We start from the raw sequence: 25296 nt of genomic DNA on the forward strand, positions 1-25296 counted from the left end.
AGAACTTAAAAAGAAGATTAGCGCGTGGTCGTGCCGCTGGTGGTGCCCGACGTGCTCGTACCGCTGGTGGTGCCCGACGTGCTTGTGCCACTGGTGGTGCCCGAGGTCGTGCCGGTAGTCGTACTGCCGCTGGTGCTGCCCGACGTGCTACCGCTGGTGCTGCCCGAGGTCGAGCCCGACGTGCTGCCGGTCGTGCCGGTGCCGGTGGTGCTGCAAGCGCTCAGGCTCAAAGACAAAGCGAGGGCGCCGGCCCAGAATGAATACGAAATGTGCTTTTTCATAAGAAGAAGTGGGGGGTGAAAAAAATGTGCTGAAAGAACCGAAACGAAGTCGTGGGCTCTTTATTGTCCGGTGGTCGTGCCGGTGCCCGTGCCGCCGGCGGTGGTGCCGCCCGTCGAGCCCGACGTGCTCATGCCGCTGGTGCTGCCACCGGCCGTAGTGCCGCTGGTGCTCATGCCGCCGGCGGTGGTGCCGCTGGTCGAGCCTGAAGTGCTCATGCTGCCGCTACCGCTGGTGCTGCTCATGTCGCCGCTGCCGCTGGTCGAGCCGCTGGTGCTCATGCTGCCGCCGGCGGTGGTGCCGCTGGTCGAGCCCGAAGTGCTGCTCATCGAGCCGCTACCCGAATCCATCGTGCCCGAGCCGCTCATGGCGCCGGTCGAGTCGCTGCTCATGCTCGAGCTGCTCGACTCAGTGGTTGAAGTGGACGTGGAGCTTTCGCCGCCGGCCTTGTCGCTGCTACAGGAAGTCAGCAAGTTGGCGCTCAGCATGAGGGCAGCCAGGTAAATGAGTTGCTTTTTCATAAAAAAGAGTTGGTTTGGTGTTTGGAGTTGGTTTATACGGGCTGCAAATAAAAGGTAACCGCGGGATAAACACGTAATTTTTTTGATATAAAAATGCAGAAAATTAAGTAGTAGCCGCATAAAGCCGCGCCCGACGTCCGCCCGGCGCCTGCCCCTACCCCCCCGCTGCGGGTGAGGGTGCCGGCACCAGCACCCGCAGCGCGCCGGGCCGGATGTGCGCGTCGACGTGGGTGGTCTTGCCCCGGTACTCGCCATCAACCTGCAAATCGACTGGCCGGCGCACGTCCAGATTGACGGCCGTGGTGGAGAAAATCTCGACCACGGCGGGGTCGAAGGGCCGGAAGCGCCAGAACATCTTCAGCAGCTCGCGCCCCACCAGGCGGCGCAAAATCACGACCTCGAAGCGCCCGTCAGTCACGTCGCCGTCGGGGTTGATGGCCGCGCCCGTGCCGTAGACGCGGGCGTTGGCCAGCACCACCATGAAGGCGGCGCGCTCGACCTCTTCGCCGGCGCTGGTTTGCACCCGCACCCGCATCAGGCGCCGCCGCAGCACCGACCAGAACGCGGCCCGCGCGTAGCCCAGCAGCCCGTGCCAGCTCCGGCGCTGGGCGTGGCGCACGAGCTGGGCATTGAGGCCGATGTCGCTCAGGTGCAGGCATAAATCAGTCCCATTGAGGTAGAGCACGTCCACGGCTTTCTCCTGGCCGCCCGTCACCACGGCCAGGGCCTCGGCCGGGGGCAGGGGTAGGGAAAGCTCGCGGGCCATGCCGTTGGCCGAGCCGGCGGGCAGGATGCCCAGGGGTAAATCCGCGGCCAGGGCCAGCTCGGCCACCAGCTTTACGGTGCCGTCGCCGCCCACCGCCACGAGACAGTCGGGCCGGCGGCTGGCTACCTGCTCGCGCAGGCCCGCCGCGGGGTCGGGGCCGCTGAGCGTGAGCACCTCGGCCGAGTGGGGCAGGGCCGCGAAATAGTCGCCGATGGTTTTCTCCCAATCCGACTTGCCGGCGCTGCCGGAGCCGGAGTTTACGAAGAATAGATAGCGCAGCGGCGAGGAAGGAGCAGGCATAGCGAGCAAATTGGGAAAAGAGGGCCTTGGCCGGTTTGGCGCGGGGCTCTGCCCCGTGCCGGGTAGTTGCTGGCTTCTGGCCGGCTCGCGCTGCCAGGATGTTGATTCCAGGGGGTAGGGCTCAGGATGTAAAGCTCAGACATAGTCGTTTTGTGGGCCGGAGGCCCACTCATTAGCCGGCACGGGGCACCGCCCCGCGCCAGACCGGTCCAACCGAACGGCATCTCCACCGTAACGAATTTTCCGGCGGTCCGGCCGAACAATTCACAAGTTGATGACCTCTACCCTCCTTGCCTGGCTCGGCCTCACCCGCCAGCCCGTTATCAAGCTCTATCGCGGCTTTGGCAGCCCCGGCCGGGTGGTGGTGCAGGGCCACGCCTTCCGGCAGAGCCCCCTGCCGCAGCCCGGCCACGGCCGCTGGCTGGGGGCCACGGCCTGGCACCTGCTGCGCCTGTTTCTGGTGCGGCCCTGGGCCGATGCGCCGGTGCGGGTGGGGGTAGGGAATCAGCGCGTGGGCGCGCGCACCGACGCCGACGGCTTTTTCCGCGTCGAGGTCGAACTCCCTACCCCCCTCGCCCCCGGCTGGCACCCCACCGAGGCTGCCCTGCTCGCGGCCGGCTCGGGCGCGGTGCTGGCCCAGGCCACGGCCGAAGCGCACGTGCCCTACGAGACGCCCTACGCCTTTATCTCCGATATCGACGACACGTTTCTGGTTTCGCACTCGGCTACGCGCTGGCAGCGCCTGTGGGTGCTGCTGAGCCGGCCCGCGCGCGGCCGGGCCGCCTTTGAAGGGGTGGTGGCCCACTACCAGTGGCTGGCCGCGGCCGGGGCGGCCACCCCCGCGCAGCCCAACGCCTTTTTCTACGTCTCCAGCAGCGAGTGGAATCTCTATGATTATTTGCTGGAGTTTGCCGCCCACAACGCGCTGCCCAAGGGCGTTTTTCAACTGAGCCAGCTCAAACGGGCCGGCCAGCTCTGGCGCACGGGCCAGAACAAGCACGCCACCAAGCTCGACCGCATCGTGCGCATTCTGGCCGCCTGCCCCGGCCAGCTTTTTGGCCTGCTCGGCGACGACTCGCAGCAGGACCCCGGCATCTACGCGGCGGTGGTGCGGCGCTTTCCGGGGCGCATCCGGGTGGTGTATCTGCGCCACGTGCACGCCGGCGGGCGCGCCGCCGCTGAGCAGGCGCTGGTCGAAATAGCCGCCGCCGGCGTGGCCACCTGCTACTTCGAAGACAGCCGCGCGGCCTTGCGGCATTCGAGGGGGGTAGGGCTGTAGGGCCAGAAGCGCCGCCGCTGCCGCCCGCAACTGCCGGCCCGGCCGGCGCGTTTGCTTATCCTATTGCCATATTGCAATTCGAACGCGCCAGGGTCCTCTGCGGGGCCGCGGGCGGGGCGGTGAATCTTCTTATCCGGCCACGATGAAAATTCTGGTAGTTGATGACGAAGTAGATGCGCGCCTGCTCTTTGAGCAGCGCTTCCGCCACGAAATCCGCAGCGGGGTGCTGGCGTTCGCCTTCGCCTATTCGGGCGAGGAGGCGCTGGCTTATTTGCAGCACGAGGAACACTATTCGGAGATAGTGCTGATTTTATCGGACATTAACATGCCCGGCATGAGCGGGCTGGAGCTGCTGCGGCGCATCAAGCAGGAGCACCGGCTGCCGCCCACCGTAATGATGATAACGGCCCACGGCGACGCGGCCACCTACCAGCAGGCCCTGGCGCTGGGCGCCAACGACTTTCTGACCAAGCCCCTTGATTTCAGCGCCCTCCGGCAGAAGCTCCTGCCCCTGGCCGGGGCCGGAATTCCAGACCAAGAAGCTAGCTAGCATACGTATTCTGAGCCATGAAAACCCACATTCTGGTAGTCGATGATGAGCCCGACTTGGAGCTGCTCATCAAGCAGCGGTTCCGGCGCAAAATCCGGGAGGGCACCTACGAGTTTCGCTTTGCCCACAACGGCGAGGAAGCCTTGACGCGCCTGGGTGAGATGCCCGAGCTGGACGTGGTGCTCTCCGACATCAATATGCCCGTCATGGACGGGCTGGCGCTGCTCGGCCGGCTGGCCGAGGTCAATCCGCTGGTCAAGGCCGTGATGGTATCGGCTTATGGCGATATGGCCAATATCCGCTCGGCCATGAACCACGGCGCCTTTGACTTCGTGTGCAAGCCCGTCGATTTTGCCGACCTGGAAGTGACCATCGACAAGGCCGGCCGCCACGTGCAGCAGCTGCGCCAGACGCTGCGCGCGGTGCAGGAAAACAACATTCTGCGCATGTACGTCGACGAAACGGTCATCAACTTCATGAGCCGGCCTGACTTCCAGAACACGCTCATGGCCAGCGAGACGGTGGCGGCCACGGTGCTCTTCATCGATATCTGCGGCTTCACGTCCCTGGCCGAGGTGCTCTCGCCGGGCGCCGTGGTGGGGCTGCTCAACACGTATTTCGACCAGGCCGTGCGCGAGGTCATTGCCCAGGGCGGCTACATCGACAAGTTCATGGGCGACGCCGTGATGGCCGTCTTCCGCGGCGACTTCCACCTGGACCGGGCCATCGACGCGGCGCTGGCCGTGCGCAGCGTGGTGCAGGCCAACGGCCAAACGACTTTGCCCAACGGCGAGGCCTACCAGCCGGCGCTCTCCATCGGCCTGAACTCCGGCGAGATGGTGTCAGGCAACATCGGCTCGGTTTCGCTCAAGCGCTTCGACTACACCGTCATCGGCGACACCGTCAACGTGAGCCAGCGTTTGCAGGGCATTGCCCACCCCGGCCAGATTATCATCACCGAGACGATTTATGAGCAGGTGAAAGAGTCGTTTCAGTGCCGGCCCTTGCAGCCGGTCAGCCTCAAGAACAAGGCCCGCCCGGTGATGATTTACGAGGTCGTGGCGTAGCCGTAGCGCGGACTTTGTAGTCCGTGAGTGAACCGTTTTACCGGCGCATTTGCGGACTAGGACTACAAAGTTCGCGCTACAACTCAGGCGGCGACGGGCGGCATCTTCTCGTTCTGGCGGCGCAGGCGCTGGCACAGCACCCGCATGATGCTGCGCACGACCTCGGCGCACTCTTCCAGCACGTCGTAAAAATCTTCCTGGTCAATGCGAAACGCCACCACCGGCCCCAGCGCCACGGCCGTGGCCGAGCGGGCTTCGGCGTCGAGCAACGCCAACTCGCCAAAGAAGTCGCCCTGGCGGAAGGTCGTCAGCTGGCGCGGGCCGTCGTAAATGCCCACTTCGCCCTCGCACACGACAAAGAGCGAGGTGCCCAGGCTGCCCTTGGCAAAAATTTCCTGCTCAGGCTCAAAAACCACCTCCTTCATGATGGGCACGATGGTGCCGAGCACGTTCTCGGGCGTTTCGGCGAAGAGCGTAGTGCCCTTGAGCAGCAGCACGCGCTGCTGGGCCGAGCGGCAGGGGGTAGGGGCGGAGGTGGTGGTCATGGCCGGTGGGGAAATGGCAGGGTGCAGGATTTGAAAATGGTCGTGGGCGGCCGGGCGCAGCAGGGGCAGCTGGCGCAGCAGCGCTTCGGCGCTCTCCCGAATCAGGGCATCGTCGGTGAGCAGGTGGGGGTAGAGGTACGCGACCGTGGCCGGCTGGGGGTGCCACTGGCGCAAAGCCACCCCGATGGTCCAGGCCGAAAACGCGGCCAGCCCCCGGCGCACGATGGTGGTTTGGATGGGCTCGGCCGACAATGCCGGGCCCAGCAGGCTGTCGAAGGTGAGCACCTTGTCGCTGAGCCGGCCCACGTCGAGCATGGCCTGCAAGCCCTGGTAGAGCGGGCGCGGAATCAGGTTGTCGAGCATTTCGAGGGCGTTGGCCTGCCGCTCGCCGGCCGTGTGGGCGGCCCCGCGCTGGGCATCGCGCATGGGCTGGCGCTCATAGACTTGCATGAGCAGCCCGAACAGGCGCTGCTGGCCGCGGCGCAGCTCGTAGCGCAGGGCCGTGCGCAGCTCGGTGTTGGCGCTCACCATGCCGTGCAGCAGGTGCTGGGCCAGCCGCAGCTCTTCCTCCACCAGCCGCTGAAACACCGGCGCGTCGGCCGGCACCGTGGCGAAGCTGCCCAGCGCCTTGAGCGCGGCGGCGCGGGCGGGCAGGTTGGGGCCCTGGGTTACTTCCAGCAGCAGTTGCCGGGCGGCCGGCGAGGCCAGGCGGGCGCATACCTGGGTCAGGGCTTGCAGGCGGCGGCCGTCGGTTTCCGGGGTCATGGCCGCTTTCAGGGGGGGTAGGGCGGCGGCACCCAGGCGCACCAGGCTGGTGGCGGCCGGCTCCCGCACGGCCTTCACGAAGAGCAGGCGGATGAGCTGCTCCAGCAGGGGGGGGGTAGGCAGGTCGGCGGCGGCGTGCACGGCGGCCTGCACCAGCGCGGGCTCCGGACTGCGCAGGCCGGCCGCCACTAGTTCGACCTGCTGGGCCGGCGGCAGCAGCCCCACCAGGGTCAGGGCCACGAGGCGCGCCTCAGCAGCGGGGGCGGCGGCCACGGCGGCCAGGCTGGCCAGAGCCGGGGCATCGGTGGGCGCCGCCGCCAGCCGCCCCCGGATGGCGCCCTGCCGCACGGCCAGGTCCGGGTGGTCGAGCAGGTCGGCGGCGTGGTGGTGGTGGCCGGCCAGGTAGGCGGCCAGCTCGCGCAAGCCGGGGTCGGGGTCGCGGAGCACGAGCTGGCGCAGCAGGCCGGCATCGGTGTGCGCGCCCAGCAGGCTCAGCACCCGGTGGCGCACCCGGCGGTCGGCGTGCCGGAGCAGCGCCTTGGCGGGCCCGGCCAGCGCCGCGGGCCCGGCCCGGCGCAGGTGCTCAATGGTTTGGAGGGTTTGCTCCGGGCTGGGGGGGTAGGGAATAGCCTCGGTCGGCGCCGGGGCGGCGGGGGCCTCGGCGGCGGCGCCGTCAAGCGCCGGGCCTTCGGTGAAGCGCAGGCCCAGCGCGCCCTTCAGCTCGTCCAGATATTTCTGATAAGTCCGTTGCAGCAAGAGCAGCGCGCCCAGCAGCAGCAGCCCCAGCCAGGCGAACAGCAGCCCCTGATTAACCCCATCAAACTCGGCGAAGCCCAGCAGCGCCAAGCCGCCCAGCCCCAGGCCCAGCGGCTCGTAAAAACCCTTGACCAGCGTGTGGCCTTCCAGGCGCTCAGCGGGCGTCAGGGGCTGGAACAGGACCAGAAACACGGGCTCGAACAAGGCCCGGCGCAGCACCTCCAGGGCCAGATACAGCCCGCCGAAATACAGCATCTGGGCGGCGGGCCCGGCGTGGGCCACTTGCAGCCCGCCAAAGCCCAGCACGCCGGCCAGCGCCGCCAGCGGCAGCGCCACCAGGGTCCGGCGCACCCCCAGCCGGTCAAGGCCGTGGCGCGAGAAAAGCAGCTTGAAGACCATTGCCAGCAGGTAAGTCAGGGCCAGCACGCCGCCCACGTAGGGCAGCACGGTGGCCTGGTCGTGGAGCTTGTGCTTCACGTTAATAAAGAAGCTGTACTCGACGCCCGCCGCCACCGCCGCCAGCGCCAGCAGGCTGAAGCCCATCGCCCGAACCAGGGGGCTGCCGCCCAGCAGCCGCTGGCTCAGCGGCGAGCGCAGCGGGCGCGGCCCGCGCGGCGGCGCCGGCCGGGCCTCTATCACCCGTGCCCGGAAGGTGTTGCGCTGAATGAGCAAGGCCAGCAGGTAGAACCCAAAAGCCAGCAGCAGCAGCCCATATAGCTCGTTCTGGGCGTGCACGAAGACGGCCAGCACGGCGCCCAGGGCCTTGGCCGGCAGGTCGCCGGCGCTGATGACGCTGAACAGCCGCCGCCCCTGCCGCACATTGAACACCACCGCCGACATGCCCCAGAACTCCAGGTTGGTGAGCAGGTAAATCAGGCGGTAACCCGCCATCACGGCTACGGCCGCCCCCACCGACGGCCCCAGCCGCAGCACCAGGCCCAGCACCAGCGTGAGCACGGCCGCCGCCAGCAGCGCCCGCCCCGCCAGCCGCCGCAGCGGCCAGTGGTGCTCGCAGTAGGCGTAAAGCCGCCCAACTCCCATCATGGCCAGCGCCCCGGCGCAGTAGCCCAGCGGCAGGCTGCGCTCGGGGTGGTTGGCCAGCAGCAGCACGTTGGCCGCCACGTACACGAGGATGGTGCCGGTGCCGAGCAGAAAATTATGGGCGAAATACAGCCAGACGGTGCGCGTCTCGCCCGGCCGCACGCCCAGAAAACGGTACCATTTCTCCATGATAATGGGGTGGGTTAGCCTGTAGGGTGCGGGGCTTGCCCCCGCCCGGCGTCCGCGCCGATTGATTAGTAGCTCAACGATTTTGTTCAACGACGGGCGGGGGCAAGCCCCGCACCCTACAGCCCTAGTGCAGCGCCCGCTTCTTTATCAGGCCGCCGCGCATGTCGCTGACACTCTGCATAACTACGAACGCCTGCGGGTCAATCTTATGAATCTCATCGGTTAGCCCGACCACCTCCAGGCGGGTAACGACCGTGAAAATGGCTTCTACTTTCAGGCGCTGGTGGCCGTGCGTGCCGAAGCCTTGGGTGCACTCGTAGACTGTGGCGCCGCGGCGCAGCTGGTCGGTTATCAGGCGCCGGATTTGGGGACTGTGAAACGAGATGATGGTCAGGCCAGTGTATTCCTCGATGCCGACGAGAATGAAATCGACGGTTTTGGCCGCCGCCAGATACGCCAGAATGGAGTACAGGGCCGTCTCGATGGACAGCAGCCAGGCCGCCGCACTAAAGATAATTATGTTGATAACCAGCACGATGTCGCCCACCGAGGCCGGCAGCTTGCGGGTCAGGTACACGGCCAGGATTTCGGTGCCGTCGAGCACGCCGCCGCCGCGCATGGCCAGCCCTACCCCCGCCCCCAGGAAAAAGCCGCCGAAGACGGCGATCAGCAGCTTGTCCTGGGTGAGGGGCGGAAACGAGACCAGTAGCAGCGCGACCGCCAGAGTCAGGATGGTGAGCAAGGTTTTGAGGGCAAACTTGCGCCCGAGCTGGTAGTAACCCAGCACCACAAACGGGATGTTAATCAGCACAATCAGCAGCGAGAGCGAAGCGCCCGTCAGCTGGCTGATGAGCAGCGAGATGCCGGTCACGCCGCCGTCGATAAAGCCGTTGGGCAGCAGAAACCCCTTCAGGCCCAGCGCCGCCGAAAACACGCCCGCCAGCAGCAGCACGCCGTGCAGCAGCAGCGCCTGCCAGTGCTGCCCCAGGTAGGCGCGCAGCCCCGCGCCGCCCGCCGCCGGCGGCAGCTTGCGAAAGCGCAAGCGCGTGGGAATGAGGTGTTCGAGCAACATCGCAAAAACCGGAAAGCTGCTTGCCGTTTGAGTTTAAGCTACTTTAATAGTCTGACTACTAGTGTCAAGCGAGCACCCGCTCGTGCGCCGCCGGCACCGGCAGGCAAATCGTGAACTCGGTGTACTGGCCTTCCTGGCTCTCGACTTCCAGCGTGCCGCCGTGGCCTTTGGTGATGATGTCGTAGCTCAGCGACAGGCCCAGGCCGGTGCCCACGTCGGTAGGCTTGGTGGTGAAAAAGGGCTGGAAGATTTTCTCGCGCACGGCCGCCGGAATCCCTACCCCATTGTCGCGCACCCGCAGCCGCACCTGCCGGCCGGCGCGCCGGGTCTGCACGCCCACCTCGGGGCGGTAGCTCTCGCCAGCCTGCCGGCTTTTCTCGGCCACGGCATAAAAGGCATTGGTGAGCAGGTTGAGCAGCACGCGGCTCAGGTCCTGGGGCACGAGGGGCAGTGGCGGCAGCTGCGGGTCGAAATCGGTGGTGAGCGTGGCGTTGAAGTCCTTGTTCTTGGCCCGCCAGCCCTGGTAAGCCAGGCGCAGGTACTCGGCCACCAGCGCGTTGAGGTCGGTGGGCTGGCGCTGGCCGGTGCTGGTGCGCGAGTGCTCCAGCATCCGCTTGACGATGCCGTCGGCGCGGTGCCCGTGCTGATGAATCTTGACCTGGTTCTGGGTCAGCTCGCTTAGCAGCTGGCTGATGGTGAGCCGGCCGCTGCCCGAGAGCGGCTCCCTGGCCAGCTCCTCTTCCAGCTCGGCCACCAGCTCCACGCTCAGGTCGGCGAAGTTGGTGACGAAGTTCAGGGGGTTTTGCATCTCGTGGGCCACGCCCGCCGTCAGCTCACCCAGCGAGGCCATCTTCTCGCGCTGCACCAGCTGGTCCTGGGCTTCTTGGAGCACGTTCAGGGTCCGGCCCAGGCTGTCGCGGTGGGCGGCAATCTGCTGGTTTTTCTCTTCCAGCATCCGGTTGGCTCGCTGCTTGAGCAGCACGTTGCGCCAGAGCAGCGCGGCCAGCAGCCCCAGCCCCGTCAGGCCCGCTAGCAAGCCGTAGAGCTGCTGGCGCTGCCGGGCTTCCTTCTGGGCTTGCAGCTGCCGGGTTTTGGTGAGCAGGTTAATCTGGGCCTGCTTCTTGTCCAGCTCATAATTGTGGCGTAGCGCAGCGGTTTTCGCTTGAATATTTTCGCCGGCAAGCGTATCGTTATAAGCCAAGTGCAGATTGCGATACTCGTAAGCCCGCGCGAAGTCGCCGCGCTGGGCATAAGTCTGGGCCAGAATATCACTGGCAATACGAATATTTTCGTTGCTGCGCGTCTGCTGGCTGAGTTGCAGGCCGTGGTGAGCTAAGGTTAGGGCGCTGTCAGGCTGCCCGGTGAGCAGGTATTGCCGCGCCAGCATCAACTCCACTGATGGCAGGTTGTAGTTGTCGTGGGTGGCTTGCACTAGGCGCCAGGCGCGCCGGCCGTGAGCCAGCGCCTGCGGGTGGTTGCCTTGGAGATTATAAACTTCCGCTAGATTCGTTTCGTCTGCTATTTCTCCTGATGTGTTGCCCAGGCGTTGGCTTAACTGCAAGGAGCGCTGGTGGTATACTAGCGCCTGGGGCCAGTTTTTCAGCGCCAGAAACGAATTGCCCAGCCCATTCAGCGCCTGTAGCACCACGCGGTCATCCCCGATTTGCTCTCCACTTCGCAGAGCATCCTGTAATAGCGGCAGCGCTTGGCTATAATTCTCCATTACATAGTAGCTGTTGCCCATCGCCACCTTTAATCGAATCTGAGTTGGCACATCGCCCACCTGTTCGGCCAGGGGCAGGCCTTTTAAAGCGGCGGCCAAAGCAGGGACTGGATTACCCTGCAACATGTCGATGTAACTTAATTCTAGCCATGCCTGGCCCAACTGCTGGCGGTAGCCTCGGTGGGCAAATAATTGGCGCGCCTGCTGGGCACAACGCCGAGCTTGTGCGTAATTCAACTGCCGGCGGTATAATTTACTAAGCTCTAACCAGGCTTGGCCCTGGCCGATGTGGTCGGCCAACCGCTGAGCCAGCGTTAGTGCTTGCTGACCCAATTCGGTGGCCTGAGCGGCATCCGTAGGGCGCACTTGCTGCATCAAGTCCAGCAGCCAGCGCACACGGAGTGTATCAGGTTGAGAATGCGCACTTAGCAGCTGACGCAAGCTGTCTGCTTGGCGCGATTGTCCCGCCGCGGGCGGCGATAGCAGCACGCAACTTACTACTAGTAGTACAATCCCTTGTCTCATGCTGGTGGACAGTATGAATCAGCTAGTTCAAACCGAGGTCTGTCTAGAACCCTGTAGCAAGCCAATAGCCGAGCGAGCCGCTTTCCAACTAACTGTCGACGTCAGGCGGAGGCGCTTACTATCTGAATTGGCTTCGCCTACCCCCCTTTGCCCAGTTCAACCTTCTGAGTTATCAGTCGGGCATATGTATCACACCTAGTATTTGCCGTCCTAGTAGCTCCTGCCCTCGCACTTGCTGGAGGCCGCCCGCTTCAGATGAGTCGTCTTCGGAATAAGAGCTTTCGGACCCGTCATTAGTCCTGGCCGGGGCCGGCTCAGTGGGCTCCGACGGGGCGTCGGCTGCTTTGGACGTAGGGGCCACAGTAGGAAGCTTGATGCTTCCCAGATGCATTAACTTAGGATGCCGCGTATGCGAGTTCCCAACCGGATAAACCAGTATGGGTCCGAAATCAGTCTCAATAGTATTTCCGGGTATATCACAGAACGCCTCAAACACCTTCTCGGCCTCCTCGCGATTCTTGGCGTTGTAGAACAACGACAAGGGCTTTTTCAGAAAATCTTCTTGGGTCAGTTCCTCAATGCCTTCGACCCTAACCAGGCGCAACTCATACCCGGTGAGTTGAAAGCTGACTGCCTGAGCCGGCAGCGGCGGCTGCGGTTTCTGGCCTAGGGCAGCGGCGTACTGCGCGACAGTTTCTTCCCAGATGATGGACGGAACGGCTACCTCAACGACGGGCAGGTCAACGGCTGAAACATCAGCTTCAATCATGTGAGCGAAAGAGGAGTCAGGTGTCATGAGTAGAGGAGGTTAAGTGAAAAAGGCGAAATCAATGCACCAAGCCGCCAATACTTCTTTAATTGCGGTGTGCGTGAGGGGTAGGGTATTGCTCGCGTGCCGCGCCAGGCTACCCTTGCTTGTTCCGTGACAAGCCGCTGGATTTGGTTCTTCGCGCAGTGAGTATGGTACTTCTTGCGCTCAGACCGCCCTTGAAAATTGACTAACTACCTGCTACTGGAGATATTATAATGGATACTCCAATAGCAGAGAATTGTCCTTTTCTCATTCTACTTGGAGGGATTGTAAATCGGTCCCGCGACTAAAAAGAGAATCAATACGGCGGTCGAGAGAGCTACCATGACCAAAAGGGTTAAAAGGTGAAAATGATATGGTGAATGTATGAGCTATTGTAAAGATGTCCAAATAATTTATCAAATATTCATATAAAATACCTACTTCCAGGTAGACGCGCCAGGCCGCTGGCCAGCGCATTAGGCAATGTCGTTCAGCCCGCGCGACCTCACTCTCAATCCCAAAACTGCCGTAGCCACCTGCCAGGCTAGCAATCAGCGCGGGCTAATCTTAAAAAGGCGACCGCGCTCGTTGCTCAGCAGCAAGTCGCGGTCGGTGAGAAAGACCAGGCCCTCGGCCTGCCCGGTGGGGGGTAGGCGCCGGTACGCTTTCGGGCCGTGGAAGAGGCGGGCGCTCGGCGGGCCGGCAAATAGAAAGAGGCGCCCGTAGCCGAGCAGCGCAACCGTCTGCCCATCCGGGCTCAGGGCCGCCGCCGTGATAAGCGTGCCCAGCCGCAGGCTGTCGCGCAGCATGGCCACGTGCCGGCCCGGCCGGGCCGGCAGCACGTAGTAGCGGGTACGGCGGGCGGGGCTCCGGTCTTTGGTGAACAGGTGCAGCGAGTCGCGGTAAAACACCAGGGCTTCGCAGTCGAAGTGCCGCCGCGCGCGGCCGGGCGGAAACGCCAGCTGGTCGGGGTAGCGAAAGGCAATGGTATCCACCTGGGGCGGCCCGGCGCCCAGGGTGAGGCGGTAGATGACCAGGTCGCGGCGCTGGTTGCCGTTGTTGCCGAAGTCGCCGATGTAGAAGCGGCCCGCCGGGTCGCGGGCCAGGTCTTCCCAGTCGCGGTTGGGCAGCGGGGCCAGGGGTAGGGAACGGCGCAACTGGTCATCCAGGCCGGCCAGGTAGAGCGTGGCGGGTGTGCCGCCGTCGCCGTGGGTCCAGACCAGGCCAGCCGAGTCGGCCGGGGCCAGGCCGGAGCTTTCGCCAATCGGCAGGCGGCCCGGCAGCCGGACCAGGGCATAGCGGTGCCCCGAGTGCTCAAACCGGCCGTGCCCACCCGGCGGCGGGGCGCCGCTGAGCAGGGCGTGCAGGAAAACTAAAACGGGGAAGAGGTGGTCACGCAGCACGTACAGCATCCGGCGTATACGGGCGCCGCGGCAGCGGGCCGGAACTGACGGCAACCCCATCCAGGCGAGCAGTTCCGGTTCAGTTTTTAAGTAAGCCCTGGGCCCGCTCCGACCTGTATTTATCGGCCCAAACCACTGTTTTGCAGCAATCGGGGTCGTTGCCGCCCCACATGCCTGTCTCGTCGCCGTAGAAAATCATTGGCGAGCCCAGGTACCGCGGCTGGAAGGCGACAATCAGCTTTTGTTTTTGCCGTTGGGCGGGCGTGGGCTGGCGGGCATTATAGCGCTGGTTGTTGCTCTTCTGACTCTAGTTGGAATAATCGTCCCAGTTGCCGAATTTCTTGCCGTCGGAGTTAGCCACCGCGCTCCCGGTGCGGGTGGCATCGTGGCTGCCAACCAGGTTTTGCATGTTCAAAGCCACGTCGGGGCTGAAGGCGTTGAGGCCGGCCGTAGCCACTAGTATGGACATAAGATTCAAGCAGAACCCACTCCGCCTCCGTTAAATCGGTTGGATAAACAGCCCGTGACATACGGCAAAGGTGCATGGCCCTTTTAGTTCCCTACCCCCTCTAAGAAGCTGTATGAGTTAACCAAAAAGCACTTTTAGGCGGTCCTGCGGAGCTGGTCGAAGCATCTCTACCGCTTCGTTGAACGATTCAAATGGCGCGGTAGAGATGCTTCGACCAGCTCAGCAGGACCGTTTTTACTTAACATAATCAGCTTCTAAGGCTTTACTGGCTTGCTGAACCAGCAGGCCAGCAGCAGGCCCGGCCCCGGCCCGCTGCTGGCCTGCTGCCGGGCCAGCTGGTTCAGCAAGCCAGTAAAATTTAAAAACCAGTAAAACTTAAAAAAGCGGTGGCGTGTAAGGCTGGCCCCGGTCAGGCGTCTGGCAGGTTGGCTTCAAAATATATTCGTAATCAGCCAGCTGCCCTTGAATCTCTTTCTCTTAACCCGCTGCGTATGAAAGTCCTTGTTGAAAAGCACCCGCTAGCGATTCGCTGGTTTCACTGGGTCAACTTCCCGGTGCTGAGCTTGATGATTTGGAGTGGATTGTGGATTTACTGGGCCAACGACGTGTACCGCCTCGGCTGGGGCAGCACCACGCTGCTCCAGTTCTTCCCCGACTCGTTCTACCGCGCCTTTAAGCTCGACCACAAGCTGGCCCAGGGCATGAGCTGGCACTTCGTGCTGATGTGGGTGTTCTTCCTCAACGGGCTGGCCTACGTGCTCTACACCGCTATCTCGGGCGAGTGGCGCTACCTGCTCCCTACCCGCCACTCGTTCAAGGAAGCCATTCAGGTTACACTGCACGACTTGGGCCTCAACAAGAAGCCGCTGCCGGTGCGCAAGTTCAACGGCGCCCAGCAGCTGGCCTACACGTCGGTGATACTGATGGGGGTAGGGTCGCTGCTGACGGGACTGGCCATCTACAAGCCGGTGCAGTTTGGCTGGCTCACCAACCTGCTGGGCGGCTACGCTTTTGCCCGCATCCTGCACTTTGCCCTCACCATCGGCTACGTGCTGTTTTTCATTGTCCACATCGCCCAGGTCGTGCGCGCGGGCTGGAACAACTTCCGGGCGATGGTTGCCGGCTTCGAGATTCGGGAAGTCAATCCCGCCACCGGCGAAACCGTGGCCGGCCCGCCTACTATGCCCGCCGCCGAGGCGTCCCTGTCTCCCGCGCCCCGCGCCTAATGCCCTACCCCCCATGACCGACGAAACCCATTCCACTCCGGCTCCCACTCCAGCCGAAGCCGCCGCCGAAGCGGCCATGCTGCAAGACGCCACCAAACGCTCGCGCCGCGCCTTCATCGGCCTGGGTCTGGCCGGGCTGGCCGGTCTCGGTGGCTGGCGCTGGCTGCTGGGCCGCCCCCAGGACGAAGGCATCCCCGCCCCGTTGCGCAAGGTGCTGGATTTCAACGCCGGCCTCACCCAGGACTATTATCAGAATACCCGCCTGGCCCCGGAATTCGCCAAATCCCAGGCTCGCGCCCCGCGCGCCAACGGCAACGTGGGCCTGGGCGCCGAGAACTTCGACCCCGCCACCTGGCGCCTGACGGTGCACGGCTACGCCCCCGCCGGCACCGCCGCCCGGAGCCACGAGTTCACCCTGGCCCAAATCAAGGCCCTGCCCCGCACCGAAATCACGACCGAGCTGAAGTGCATCGAGGGCTGGAGCGTGATTGTGAGCTGGGCTGGGGTGCGCTTCGCCGACTTTCTGGCCCAGTACCCGCTCGCTACCCGCTCGGGTCAGCCCATTGCCGACCCCAACCACCCGCCGAAAGAGGACACGCCGCGCTACGTAGGGCTGGTGACCCCCGACGAGGCCTACTACGTGGGCCTGGAACTGGAAAGCGCCCTGCACCCGCAGACCTTGCTCTGCTACGAGATGAACGGCCAGCCCCTGAGCCAGGAGCACGGCGCCCCGCTGCGCCTGGTTTCGCCGCTCAAGTACGGCATCAAGCACCTTAAGCGCATCGGCAGCATCGCCTTCGCTGACACGCGGCCCAAAGACTACTGGGCCGAGCTGGGCTACGACTGGCACGCCGGGCATTGAGGACCTATTTCAATGGGCGGTCGGGCGGCGCAGGTAGCGAAGCTTCTTGTTCGGGGTAGTAATCAGGATGCCGGAACAACGATTGGACTACTACCTGCCCGAGAGGCCGCGTTCCTGGCTTGATGCGCTCCCTGCTCGGCATGATGGCCTTTTTAACGCTTAACTCTTAACTCAGGGGGAGGGCCGATAATTAATTGCGCGAATGGTGTGAGGAGGTTGAATTGGGGGCGTCAGGCCCGAGTAAGCGTAGCACCTCATTCCCATTCCATGTCCAAATTCTTCCAAACAGCCGGCGGGTTCCTGCTGCTGGCCGCCCCGGCAGTGGCCCAAACTTCGCCTACTCCCCCTCGTCGCCTCAGCTATGACCGTGGGCGAACATCATCGGCAAAACCAGAACGCCGATGACCGCCGCGCCCAGCCAGGAGAAGGTCAGGCTGTAAGGCTTGGCCATCCATCGTCCTATATACGAGCAAAAGCTAGGGCTTGAATCGCTCCTGCCCTCTTAAAGTGTATTTCAGGAGGTAGTCATGCAGAGCAAAGCGAAGCATGACTGCCTCCTGACTTTTCACTTTTAACTCCCCTCTATTCCCGGTGACCTCCCTTAAGCAGAATCCGTATGACTGAGCTATGTTATTATTTTGCAGGCACTTTCAGTGATAGTTAAGGTTAGTGACCTGCTCACTCAGCGCCGCGCCGCTCTTCTATGACGCCCACTCAGCTTGCTTCCCCGGAGCCCCGACTCTGGCTCACCCGTTTCGGCGATGAGCTGTACCGCTTCGCCCTGGGCCGGGTCTCCGACACCGTCGCGGCCGAAGAGCTGGTGCAGGAAACCTTCATCAGTGCCCTCGGGGCGCTGGACTCGTTTCGGGGGCAGGCCTCGGAGCGCACCTGGCTGTTCGTGATTCTGAAGCGTAAAATCATCGACCACTACCGCCGCCAGGCCCGCTCGCCCTTCGTGCCACTGGAGCCGACCCCCGGCCAGACACCCGAAGCCGAGTTCTTCCAGCCCGCCGACGGCCACTGGCACGAGGAGCAGCGGCCCAATCCCTGGTCGGTCGGCGGCGACGAGGGGCGCGGCGACGTGGTACTGGAGCAGCAGGAGTTTCAGCAGGTGTTGCACGACTGCCAGCAGCGGCTTTCGGCCCAGCAGCGGGCCGTGTTCGAGCTGCGTTTTGTCGAGGAATTGCCGGCCGAGGAAATCTGCCAGGAATTGAACATCTCGGCGTCCAACTACTGGGTTATTGTGCACCGGGCGAAATTGTACCTGCGCCGCTGCCTCGAAAAAAACTGGTTTCTAGGCCCTACTACATGAGCATTTCTTCTCCTCTATTCAACTGCCAGCAAGCTACCCTACTCGTCGAGCGCCGCGCCGACGAAGTGCTGCCCATCAACACGCGCGTGCAGCTCTGGGCCCACCTGCGCCTGTGCCCCTACTGCCGCCGCTACGAGGTGCAGAGCGCGCTTATCGCCCGTCAGGCGAAAATCGCCGCCCAAACCCGCGTTGTCACTGAGGCGGCCCTGTCGGCGTCGGCGCGGGCGCGCATTCAGCAGGTGCTGGACACGAGCGGCCCGCTGCCGCGGTAGGCGGCTATTACGCCTACAATTACGGCCGCTTTTTTTGGCGCTGATTGCTGGTTGGCTGCCCTACTTCCCGCCGCTCGTTGCGCCTGAACCGTGTACCGCGACCAACGCTACCCGCGCCGAGCGCCGTACTTTTTCCTAATAACCTGCTCACCTGACTAATTCTCCCCGGATGAACGCAAACTGGACCCTGACCGGCCGCCGGGCCCTGGTCACGGGCGGCACCAAAGGCATTGGCTACGCCGTCGCCGACGAGCTACTGAGTCTGGGCGCGGAAGTGCTCATCGTGGCCCGCAATGCCAACGATGTGGCCGCGGCCGTCGCGGGCTGGACCGCGCGCGGGCTGCCCGCTACCGGCCTGGCCGCCGACCTGGCCGCGCCCATCGGGCAGGCCGCCGTATTTCAGCACCTGCAAGCACAAGCGCAGGGCCTGGACATCCTGGTCAATAACGTGGGCACCAACATCCGCAAGCCCTTCCTGGAGTTTACGCCGGCCGACTACGAGCGGCTGTTCCAGGTGAATCTGTTCAGCACGCTGGCCTTGTGCCAGCTGCTTTATCCGCTGCTCAAGGCCTCCGGCCACGGCGCGATAGTGAACGTGGGCTCGGTCGCCGGGCAAATCGACGTGCGCACCGGCCCGCCCTACGCCATGACCAAGGCTGCCCTGGCCCAGCTCAGCCGCAACCTGGCCGTGGAGTGGGCCCCCGACGGCATCCGCGTCAACACCGTCTCGCCTTGGTTTACGCGCACCCCGCTCACCGAAGACGTGCTGGCCCGCCCCGGTTTCCTCGACCAGATTCAGGCCCGCACGCCTCTGCGCCGCGTGGCCGAGCCCCGCGAGATGGCCGCCGCCGTGGCCTTCTTCTGCCTGCCCGGCGCCAGCTACATCACCGGCCAGAACCTGGTCGTGGACGGGGGCATGACGGCCCAGGGGCTGTAGGCGGGCTAGTCGCTCCCGGCATTTACTCTATAAATCTGCTGCTTTCCCGGCAGCTAAAAAGCCGCCGCATATTCCTTAGCAAAGTCTTCGACCTTGACCTGGCCCATCACATGAAGCTGGTGCCGGTCGTAGTCCTGCCGCAGTGCACCGTTGTGAATGCTGGCCCCTAGTTCGGCGTACATGGCGGCCACGTGAGCCGGAATGTGGGCTTGATCCAAATCGCTTTAGGCTTGATTGTTAGGGAAGATCAGCCGTTGCAGCCCCGCCTTGCCAATAGCAGCCCCCAGCACCCGCGCGGTTTCGGTGGCCGTGCACTCATTGCTGGCCACGTAGCGCACGGTCCGGCCGGCGGCCGGCCAGGTTAGCTCTTCGGCAGCGATGGCGGCAATGTCCTGGGGATGTGAATGGTGGGCTACCTGGCCCGCTGGCTGCTGATGACCGTAACCGTGTGGCCTTGTTGCACCAGCGCTTGGGCCAGAGGCCGACTGATATGTCCTGGCGAACCGGTGAGAATAACGTTCATGATTTTGGGGTTGGACGAGTGGCTTTGCTTAACAGGATGAATAACCCCGCGGCCGCCCATTACCGCTGACCGCGGGGCCAGTGCTACCAGGGGCTGATGCCCGTCTCCGGCGCATTATCATCACTGAAAAACTGGCCGGTTGGACCATCCGACGCTAACAGGGCGGCCTTGACCACGCGCGTGGCCGCCTCAGGCACGCTACCGGGTCCGCTGTGGTGGTTGAAATCGGTGGCAGTATACCCGGGGTCTACGGCGTTCACCTTGAAAGGAGTGTCGCGCAGTTCCTGGGCCAGCATCACCGTGTAGGCATTCAGCGCCGCTTTGGACGGATGGTAGGCAGCTCCCGTAATATTATAATACCGCCAGGAAGGGTCATGGTGCAGCGTCAGCGAGGCCAGCCCCGTCGTTACGTTGACAATTCTTGGTTCTGCCGACTGCCGCAGCAGGTCGCTAAATGCCTGTGTTACCGCTATCACGCCGAAAACGTTGGTTTCAAACACCTGTTTAATCAAGTCGACGCTGGTGCTCAGGGTCGGTTGCGACATCCCGCCGAGGATGCCGGCATTGTTGATGAGCACGTCCAGCACGGGCGTTTTCCGGCCTAGCGCCTGCCGGGCGGCGGTTATCGAGGCACTATCGGCGACATCAAGCTGAATCGGCTCCACATTAGGCAGGCCTTCCGAGTGGAGCTGGTCGACGGCCTGCTGGCCGTTTTGCAAATCGCGGCTGCCCAGGTACACGTAATAGCCGTGCTGGAGCAGCTGGCGAGCCGTTTCGAGGCCAATGCTTTTGTTGGCGCCGGTAATAAGAACGTACTTCATGGGGAATGGGGGTAAGTGAAGTGAAGAGCCGGGTTATTTGAACAGCCCAAAGGTCCCCCAGCCCGAAACGGGGACCTAACGAGATTCAAACGAAAGTGTAAGAGATTCAAACTACAGCCGGCGGCGCAGTGGCCGCATGGCCCTGACTGAGCAAGGCGCGCAGAGCGGACGGGGTGGTGCCGGTTTGCTTCTTGAAAAAGTTGTTGAAGTAGGTCGGGTACGCAAAGCCCAGCCCGTAGGCAATTTCGGCGGTGCTCCAGCTCGTGTGCTGAAGCAGGGCTTTAGCCTCGCGCAGGATACGCTCGGCGATGTGGGCGGACGTGGGCTTGCCGGTGAGCGCGCGCACGGCCCGGTTCAGGTGGTTGACGTGCACCGAGAGGCAGCGGGCAAAATCGCCGGGGGTGCGCAGCTTCAGCCCGTGGTTGGGCGAGTCGATGGGAAACTGCCGTTCCAGCAGCCCTTGGAACAGGGACACGATGCGGGAAGTGGCGTTGGGATGCGGGTAATAGGTGGCTTGCGGCTGGAGTTTCAGAGCCTCGTGAAAAATCAGATTCAGGTAATTGCGCACGACTTCCTGCCGGTAGGCGTAGCCCGAATTCATTTCCTGCAACATCTTGGCAAACAGGTGGGCTAAGTCGGCGTACCGCGCCTCGTCCACAAAATACACCGGGTCGCTGCCGAGCCGGAACAGCGGCGACTCCTGCAGGCTGGCGGCGCGGTCGTTGATAATGAGGAATTCCTCGGTAAACATGCACAAGTAGCCGCCCTGCTCTTCCGAGACAGGTTCCCAGGAGTAGGGAATCAGTGGGTTGGAGAATACCAGCGCGGGCCGCTCAATCAGCACGCCGCGGGTAGCGTAGTTGTAGCGGCTGCTGCCGGTGAGTAGCGCAATCTTGTAGTAGTCGCGCCGGCCAAACGTCAGCTTGCGGAGGTGGAACTGCTCACGGGCATACACATTGAACTGGCCCGAAGCGACGACGGCGGGCAACGGACCGGCGGGGACTTCCGCACGACGCAGGTTGGGCGAAACAGCAGGAATCAAGGTAGATGAAGACATGCTCAAAATTAAGCAAATCAAACTGTGATGGGCTTCTACGGGCAGCGCTAGCCTATATCAGCAGTTGCCCGGCCGCCCAGCGACCCGATTCCACGGTCCCGTCCAGCCGGCCCCACTCGCTGGCCGAAGTTTCGACCCCGGTCCAGTGCAGCGTACCCGCCCAGTGGGGCTGCCGCAGCAGTGCCGGGCCCTGCGGCGCTACCTGCGCGGGCGGCTGCTCGTCGCCGGGCACGCTGGTCAGCGGCTGCTGGGTCCAGTCCAGCTCGTGGTAGGCCAGGGGGGCGCCGGCCGGCGGGCCAAATATCCGCGCGAGCTGGGTTAGCACGGCCGCTTGCCGTGCCGCGGCTGGGGCCGTGCGCAGCGGGTGCCCCGCCTCAAAAAACCCGAACAAGGCGCCCAGGCGGCTATCGGCGGGCAAGGCATCGTGGAATTCGACCAGCGGCCCCCGCTGGCTGATGGCGAAGCCCGACCAGCCCCGCGCCCGCCAGAACTACACGGCCACGCCCTTCATGGCGTGGCTCATCCAGGTGGGCACGGCGCGCAGCGTCTGCAGCAGGGCAGGGGGTAGGGCTGGCTCAAACACTATGCTGTGCTACCAGCCGCGGCGGCAGCGCCAGGTCGGTATTCGCGCAGCGGGACGTAGCCCTTCTCAGGTTTTAAATTATCAAAGTCAATGGCCGCGCACTGATACCCCATGCTGCTGAGCGTCACGATGCGGGCGCCGGACGTGGCTTGCAGCACCGGGTACAACCGGCCGGTAGGGGCAAAGTGGCCGAGGAAGTTGACGCTGAATTGCAACTCGTAGCCTTCGGCGGTTTTAGCAGCCGGCGGGGTCGCCACTCCAGCATTGTTCACCAAGATGAGCAGCTGGGCATGTCGTTGCCGAAACGAGGTGGCGAAGTGTTCAACCGAGCGTAAATCGACTAAATCCAGCACGCCCGTTTCGAGCGTGCCGCTGCCCGGTTGGGCCAGGATGGCCGTTCGGGCCTCGGCAGCCTTCCGCTGATTTCGGCAGGCGAGCACCACGTGGGCACCGGCCTCATACAGGGCCAGGGCCGTTTCAAAGCCCAGGCCGACGTTGGCGCCGGTTACAATGACCGTTTTACCGGTTTGGTCCGGGATATTCTCTCTGGTCCGCACGATGATAGTGCGCTGAAAAGTCCGGCCGCTGCTTCCATAAGCCGCGGCCGGTGCTGTTTCGGCAAAACTAGGCCCGAAAGGCCCGGCGCGCCTCGGCGGCCGTGTAGAGGGCGGCGCCCAGCAAGGTTAAATCTTTAATCAGGAAGCTGCCCATGCTGCCGGGTACCCACAGGCCATCGACCACGGCAAAGGCGCCCGGCGTGGTGAAGAGAAAGGAAACCGTGGTCAGGAAGATGACGATGGCGCCCAGGCTGCCGACGTAGGAGAGCCACGGCGCCACCGGCCGCAGGGCCAGGAGCACGGCGACCAGAATCTCGGCGCTGCCCACGAGGTTGGAGACAGTGCGCACGCTCAGCACATCGTAGAGCCAGGCGAAAAGCGGGCTGTGGGTGAACAAGGGCTTAATGGTTTCCGCCTCGGTGGGCGTGAACTTAAACAAGCCAATCCAGGCCAGAATCAGGACCAGGCTGTAGCGCAGCACCACGGTGCCGGTGCGTTCCAGCGTAGAGGGGGGGTAGGCGGCGGCGAGGGGCCGGGCCGAGGCCGAGTAGGGCAGAGGTGTCGGGGCGTGGTCGACGAGCAGGGAGTTGTTCATGGTCAGCGGAGAGGAAAAGTGGGGGAAGTGATTTGCCTGACCGACGCCCCCTGCCGCCAAAGCTTACAGCCGCGCCCCGGATTCGTCGTGAAAACGTGCCGTAGCCCGGCGGTAAGTTCAGGCCACGCCTGACAGGAGGTTTACTTGCCCGACTTGTCCGAGCGGCCCGCTTCGTGGGTTCGTGAGCTGAGCCATCACCGGACAGCTGAGCGGGAAAGGCCGCGCGGGTGCCTGGCTCAAGGGGTGCGCCGCCACTTGCCGCCTCGTTCTATGCCCGCGTCTATGCTCGCCCGCCGAGCCGTGCGGCCCTCATTGGGCGAGGCCGCGCCCTGCTTTGCCGCTCAGCCCCAGTAGCTGTAAGGGCTGGGTCCTGGCCGCGTCAGGCTTCCCGAAACGCCGTTGTTTCCCCTCACTGCCTTTTCTTATGCACCGTATTGCTTTGGCCGTAACGCCCCTGCTGCTGACCGCGGCTTCCGCCGTCGTCCTGGTGAGTTCCCGCCCCGCACCGGCACCCGGCCGGGCCGCCCGCCCGGCTGCGGCTGCGGCCCCTACGGCCACGGTGCCCGTCGTGGTCGAGCTGTTCACCTCCGAAGGCTGCTCGTCGTGCCCTTCGGCCGATGCGGCCCTGCGCGAGCTGACGGCCGCCCAGTCGGTGCCCGGCGTCGAAGTCATCGCCCTGGGCCAGCACGTCGACTACTGGAACCGCCTGGGCTGGAAGGACCAGTTCTCGGCGGCGCAGTTCACCCAGCGCCAGCAGTGGTATGCCCAGGGCTTCGGCGAAGGTAACTACACGCCCCAGGCCGTGGTCAACGGCCGCTATGAGTTCGTGGGCAGCCAGAAAAGCACTCTGGCTCAAACCGTGGCCAAAGCCGCCCAGGCGCCCCGCGCCACCGTGACGTTAACCCGCTCGGCGGCCGGCGCCCTGCACGTGCAGGTCAGCCACCTGCCCGCCGGCACCCAGGCCGCCAGCGTCGAGCTGGCCCTGACTGAAACCGGCCTGTCCTCGCAAGTGGGCCGGGGCGAAAACTCGGGCCGCCTGCTGCGCCACGCCGCCGTGGTGCGCTCGTGGCGCCCGTTGGGCGCCGTGAAGGCCGACGGCACGTTTGTCGGCACCACGCCGCTTGACCTCAGCTCGAACTGGAAAACCGACAATCTGCGGGCCGTGGTGCTGGTGCAGGAAACCGGTTCGCGCCACGTAGTGGGGGTAGGGAGCCTGCCGCTGGGCAGCAAGAGCACGGCGCTCAACTAGCTGGCCCGGCCTGCACATCCTCTGTCGCTGCTGTGGACGGCTCGCGTCGCGCCCGCCATCCCCACTGGCTGGGACAACATCACCCAGGCACGGGCATCAGCCCCGCATCCTATTCTATTGATGAACCACGTTTTCGACTTTATCGGCGGCCCCGCCGGCCCCTGGCAAGTGGTGCAGGCAACGACCCTCGTCGGCGATTCCCTACCCCCGGTTTCCCATCTGCAACGGCAGCCCAGCCCCAGCGCCGAATCGGCGACCGTACCCGCCGGCAGCTGGGCGCTACGCGGCCTCATCAGCAACCTGCGCTACGCCGAGCGGGTGGAGAAAATGGCCTTAGTCGCTGTCCAGGCCCCACTGGGCCGGGCCGCGGCCCGCTGCGCTGCGCTCATTCCGCTGCGCAAATCCGCGGCCTGGTGGGAGTTAGCGCAGGACGAGCGGCGGGCCATCTTTGAAGCCGCCTCGCACCACACCCAGACGGGCCTGAAGTACCTGCCCGCCATCGCCCGGCAGCTCTACCATTGCCGGGACCTGGGCGGGCCCTTCGACTTCCTCACCTGGTTTGAATACGCCCCGGCCGACAGCGCCGCGTTTGAAGACCTCGTCGGGGTCCTGCGCCAGACCGAAGAGTGGACCTACGTGGACCGGGAAGTTGACTTACGGCTCGTGCGGCTCTGAGGAGCCTGTAGGCAAATCACATCAGACTGGCCCGCTCATCTGGCGTCCGCTTGTTGAAGCATCTCTGGCCCGACGGCACCCGAAAAGGGCTATTTATCGGTTAGCCCGGCATCGCTGTTAAACTCGCCGTCAGTACCGGTTCCAGCTCCGGGCGGTGGGCGTTGCCCCATTGCTCCATCACCTCAATCACCGGCAGCAGGGACTGCCCCAGGCTGGTGAGCTGGTACTCGACTTTGGGTGGCAGCTCGGGGAAGATGGTTTTGCACACCAAGCCGTGCTGCTCCAGCTCCGTCAGCTGCACGTTGAGCACGCGCCGCGTGGCGCTGGGGATGCTGCGCTGCAAGGCGCTCGGCCGCTGAATGCCTTGGGCAATGCAGGAGAGCAGGGTAGATTTCCATTTACCGTGCAGCACTTCCTTGGTGAGCACGGAGCCGCAGGCCAGCGTGTTGACAATCTTCTTCTGGTACATCAGGGGAGGCGGGTTGGGGGAAGATACGGCCGTAGGGAGCCGGGATTAAAACCGCCCTAGGGGCTAAAAGTATCGGGTGCCGAATAACTTCTCCGTACTTGCCCGGCCGCCCGGC

The 25296-nt window shown here is 64.1% G+C and carries 26 protein-coding genes; 12 read left to right on the forward strand and 14 right to left on the reverse strand.

Features of this window, described 5'->3' with window-relative positions:
- Positions 1–24: 24 nt before the first annotated feature.
- Together ACFE70_RS09820 and ACFE70_RS09825 are read left to right on the forward strand one after the other, a co-directional pair.
- A complete protein-coding gene (locus ACFE70_RS09820; RefSeq protein WP_375417560.1) occupies positions 25–300 on the forward strand; it encodes a hypothetical protein in 276 nt (91 codons plus the stop codon).
- A gap of 57 nt (positions 301–357) precedes the next feature.
- A complete protein-coding gene (locus ACFE70_RS09825) occupies positions 358–783 on the forward strand; it encodes a hypothetical protein (RefSeq protein ID WP_375417561.1) in 426 nt (141 codons plus the stop codon).
- Between the two features lie 171 nt (positions 784–954).
- Here the strand turns inward: ACFE70_RS09825 and ACFE70_RS09830 are convergent, their stop codons facing one another.
- Positions 955–1866, reverse strand: a complete 912-nt coding sequence (locus tag ACFE70_RS09830; RefSeq protein ID WP_375417562.1) for a diacylglycerol/lipid kinase family protein — start codon at positions 1864–1866, stop codon at positions 955–957.
- A gap of 274 nt (positions 1867–2140) precedes the next feature.
- Between ACFE70_RS09830 and ACFE70_RS09835 the strand changes: the two genes are divergently transcribed.
- The 3 genes from ACFE70_RS09835 (at position 2141) to ACFE70_RS09845 (ending at position 4762) form a co-directional block, all read left to right on the forward strand.
- Positions 2141–3145: an App1 family protein gene (locus tag ACFE70_RS09835; RefSeq protein WP_375417563.1), complete on the forward strand. Its 1005-nt coding sequence runs from the start codon at positions 2141–2143 to the stop codon at positions 3143–3145.
- A gap of 142 nt (positions 3146–3287) precedes the next feature.
- Complete coding sequence (locus ACFE70_RS09840; protein WP_375417564.1) at positions 3288–3695, forward strand: response regulator; 408 nt, start codon at positions 3288–3290, stop codon at positions 3693–3695.
- 17 nt (positions 3696–3712) lie between these two features.
- A complete protein-coding gene (locus ACFE70_RS09845) occupies positions 3713–4762 on the forward strand; it encodes an adenylate/guanylate cyclase domain-containing protein (RefSeq protein WP_375417565.1) in 1050 nt (349 codons plus the stop codon).
- A gap of 83 nt (positions 4763–4845) precedes the next feature.
- On the opposite strand, the gene ACFE70_RS09850 is transcribed toward ACFE70_RS09845, so the two are convergent.
- The 6 genes from ACFE70_RS09850 to ACFE70_RS09875 form a co-directional block, all read right to left on the reverse strand.
- Positions 4846–8058, reverse strand: a complete 3213-nt coding sequence (locus ACFE70_RS09850) for a cyclic nucleotide-binding domain-containing protein (RefSeq protein ID WP_375417566.1) — start codon at positions 8056–8058, stop codon at positions 4846–4848.
- A gap of 124 nt (positions 8059–8182) precedes the next feature.
- A complete protein-coding gene (locus ACFE70_RS09855) occupies positions 8183–9130 on the reverse strand; it encodes a YitT family protein (protein ID WP_375417567.1) in 948 nt (315 codons plus the stop codon).
- Between the two features lie 64 nt (positions 9131–9194).
- The gene (locus ACFE70_RS09860) at positions 9195–11249 is read right to left on the reverse strand and encodes a tetratricopeptide repeat protein (RefSeq protein ID WP_375417568.1); all 2055 of its coding nucleotides are present in this window, start codon (positions 11247–11249) and stop codon (positions 9195–9197) included.
- A 301-nt stretch (positions 11250–11550) separates the two neighbouring features.
- Positions 11551–12174, reverse strand: a complete 624-nt coding sequence (locus tag ACFE70_RS09865) for a hypothetical protein (protein WP_375417569.1) — start codon at positions 12172–12174, stop codon at positions 11551–11553.
- A gap of 548 nt (positions 12175–12722) precedes the next feature.
- On the reverse strand, positions 12723–13583 hold the full coding sequence (locus ACFE70_RS09870; RefSeq protein WP_375417570.1) for a hypothetical protein: 861 nt from the start codon (positions 13581–13583) through the stop codon (positions 12723–12725).
- A gap of 298 nt (positions 13584–13881) precedes the next feature.
- A complete protein-coding gene (locus tag ACFE70_RS09875; RefSeq protein ID WP_375417571.1) occupies positions 13882–14043 on the reverse strand; it encodes a hypothetical protein in 162 nt (53 codons plus the stop codon).
- A 491-nt stretch (positions 14044–14534) separates the two neighbouring features.
- Between ACFE70_RS09875 and ACFE70_RS09880 the strand changes: the two genes are divergently transcribed.
- The 5 genes from ACFE70_RS09880 (at position 14535) to ACFE70_RS09900 (ending at position 18652) form a co-directional block, all read left to right on the forward strand.
- Complete coding sequence (locus ACFE70_RS09880; RefSeq protein ID WP_375417572.1) at positions 14535–15269, forward strand: cytochrome b/b6 domain-containing protein; 735 nt, start codon at positions 14535–14537, stop codon at positions 15267–15269.
- A 13-nt stretch (positions 15270–15282) separates the two neighbouring features.
- Complete coding sequence (locus ACFE70_RS09885; protein WP_375417573.1) at positions 15283–16131, forward strand: molybdopterin-dependent oxidoreductase; 849 nt, start codon at positions 15283–15285, stop codon at positions 16129–16131.
- A 703-nt stretch (positions 16132–16834) separates the two neighbouring features.
- Entirely contained in the window at positions 16835–17443 is a 609-nt protein-coding gene (locus ACFE70_RS09890; protein WP_375417574.1) for a sigma-70 family RNA polymerase sigma factor, read from the forward strand.
- Positions 17440–17715, forward strand: coding sequence for a hypothetical protein (locus ACFE70_RS09895; protein ID WP_375417575.1), 276 nt, complete (start codon positions 17440–17442; stop codon positions 17713–17715). Before ACFE70_RS09890 ends, ACFE70_RS09895 begins: the two co-directional genes overlap by 4 nt.
- 169 nt (positions 17716–17884) lie before the next feature.
- Positions 17885–18652: an SDR family oxidoreductase gene (locus tag ACFE70_RS09900; protein WP_375417576.1), complete on the forward strand. Its 768-nt coding sequence runs from the start codon at positions 17885–17887 to the stop codon at positions 18650–18652.
- Between the two features lie 53 nt (positions 18653–18705).
- Here the strand turns inward: ACFE70_RS09900 and ACFE70_RS09905 are convergent, their stop codons facing one another.
- The 6 genes from ACFE70_RS09905 to ACFE70_RS09930 all read right to left on the reverse strand — a co-directional run bounded on the left by ACFE70_RS09905 (position 18706) and on the right by ACFE70_RS09930 (position 22788).
- Complete coding sequence (locus ACFE70_RS09905; protein ID WP_375417577.1) at positions 18706–18870, reverse strand: hypothetical protein; 165 nt, start codon at positions 18868–18870, stop codon at positions 18706–18708.
- 388 nt (positions 18871–19258) lie between these two features.
- The gene (locus ACFE70_RS09910) at positions 19259–19996 is read right to left on the reverse strand and encodes an SDR family oxidoreductase (protein ID WP_375417578.1); all 738 of its coding nucleotides are present in this window, start codon (positions 19994–19996) and stop codon (positions 19259–19261) included.
- A gap of 106 nt (positions 19997–20102) precedes the next feature.
- The gene (locus ACFE70_RS09915) at positions 20103–21053 is read right to left on the reverse strand and encodes a helix-turn-helix domain-containing protein (protein ID WP_375417579.1); all 951 of its coding nucleotides are present in this window, start codon (positions 21051–21053) and stop codon (positions 20103–20105) included.
- 52 nt (positions 21054–21105) lie between these two features.
- Entirely contained in the window at positions 21106–21471 is a 366-nt protein-coding gene (locus ACFE70_RS09920; protein ID WP_375417580.1) for an FAD-dependent oxidoreductase, read from the reverse strand.
- A gap of 164 nt (positions 21472–21635) precedes the next feature.
- Positions 21636–22193, reverse strand: coding sequence for an SDR family NAD(P)-dependent oxidoreductase (locus tag ACFE70_RS09925; protein ID WP_375417581.1), 558 nt, complete (start codon positions 22191–22193; stop codon positions 21636–21638).
- Positions 22194–22260: 67 nt separating this feature from the next.
- Entirely contained in the window at positions 22261–22788 is a 528-nt protein-coding gene (locus tag ACFE70_RS09930; RefSeq protein WP_375417582.1) for a DUF417 family protein, read from the reverse strand.
- 424 nt (positions 22789–23212) lie between these two features.
- Here ACFE70_RS09930 and ACFE70_RS09935 point away from each other — a divergent pair, with 424 nt between their 5' ends.
- Positions 23213–24037 carry a DUF1223 domain-containing protein gene (locus ACFE70_RS09935; protein WP_375417583.1) on the forward strand — a complete coding sequence of 275 codons (825 nt, stop codon included), beginning with the start codon at positions 23213–23215 and terminating at the stop codon, positions 24035–24037.
- A gap of 120 nt (positions 24038–24157) precedes the next feature.
- Positions 24158–24712 (forward strand): chlorite dismutase family protein, encoded by a 555-nt coding sequence (locus tag ACFE70_RS09940; RefSeq protein ID WP_375417584.1) that lies wholly within the window; start codon positions 24158–24160, stop codon positions 24710–24712.
- A gap of 100 nt (positions 24713–24812) precedes the next feature.
- On the opposite strand, the gene ACFE70_RS09945 is transcribed toward ACFE70_RS09940, so the two are convergent.
- Positions 24813–25181, reverse strand: a complete 369-nt coding sequence (locus tag ACFE70_RS09945) for a winged helix-turn-helix transcriptional regulator (RefSeq protein ID WP_375417585.1) — start codon at positions 25179–25181, stop codon at positions 24813–24815.
- Positions 25182–25296: the final 115 nt, after the last annotated feature.

It is taken from the genome of uncultured Hymenobacter sp. (assembly GCF_964243305.1).
Lineage (GTDB): Bacteria > Bacteroidota > Bacteroidia > Cytophagales > Hymenobacteraceae > Hymenobacter.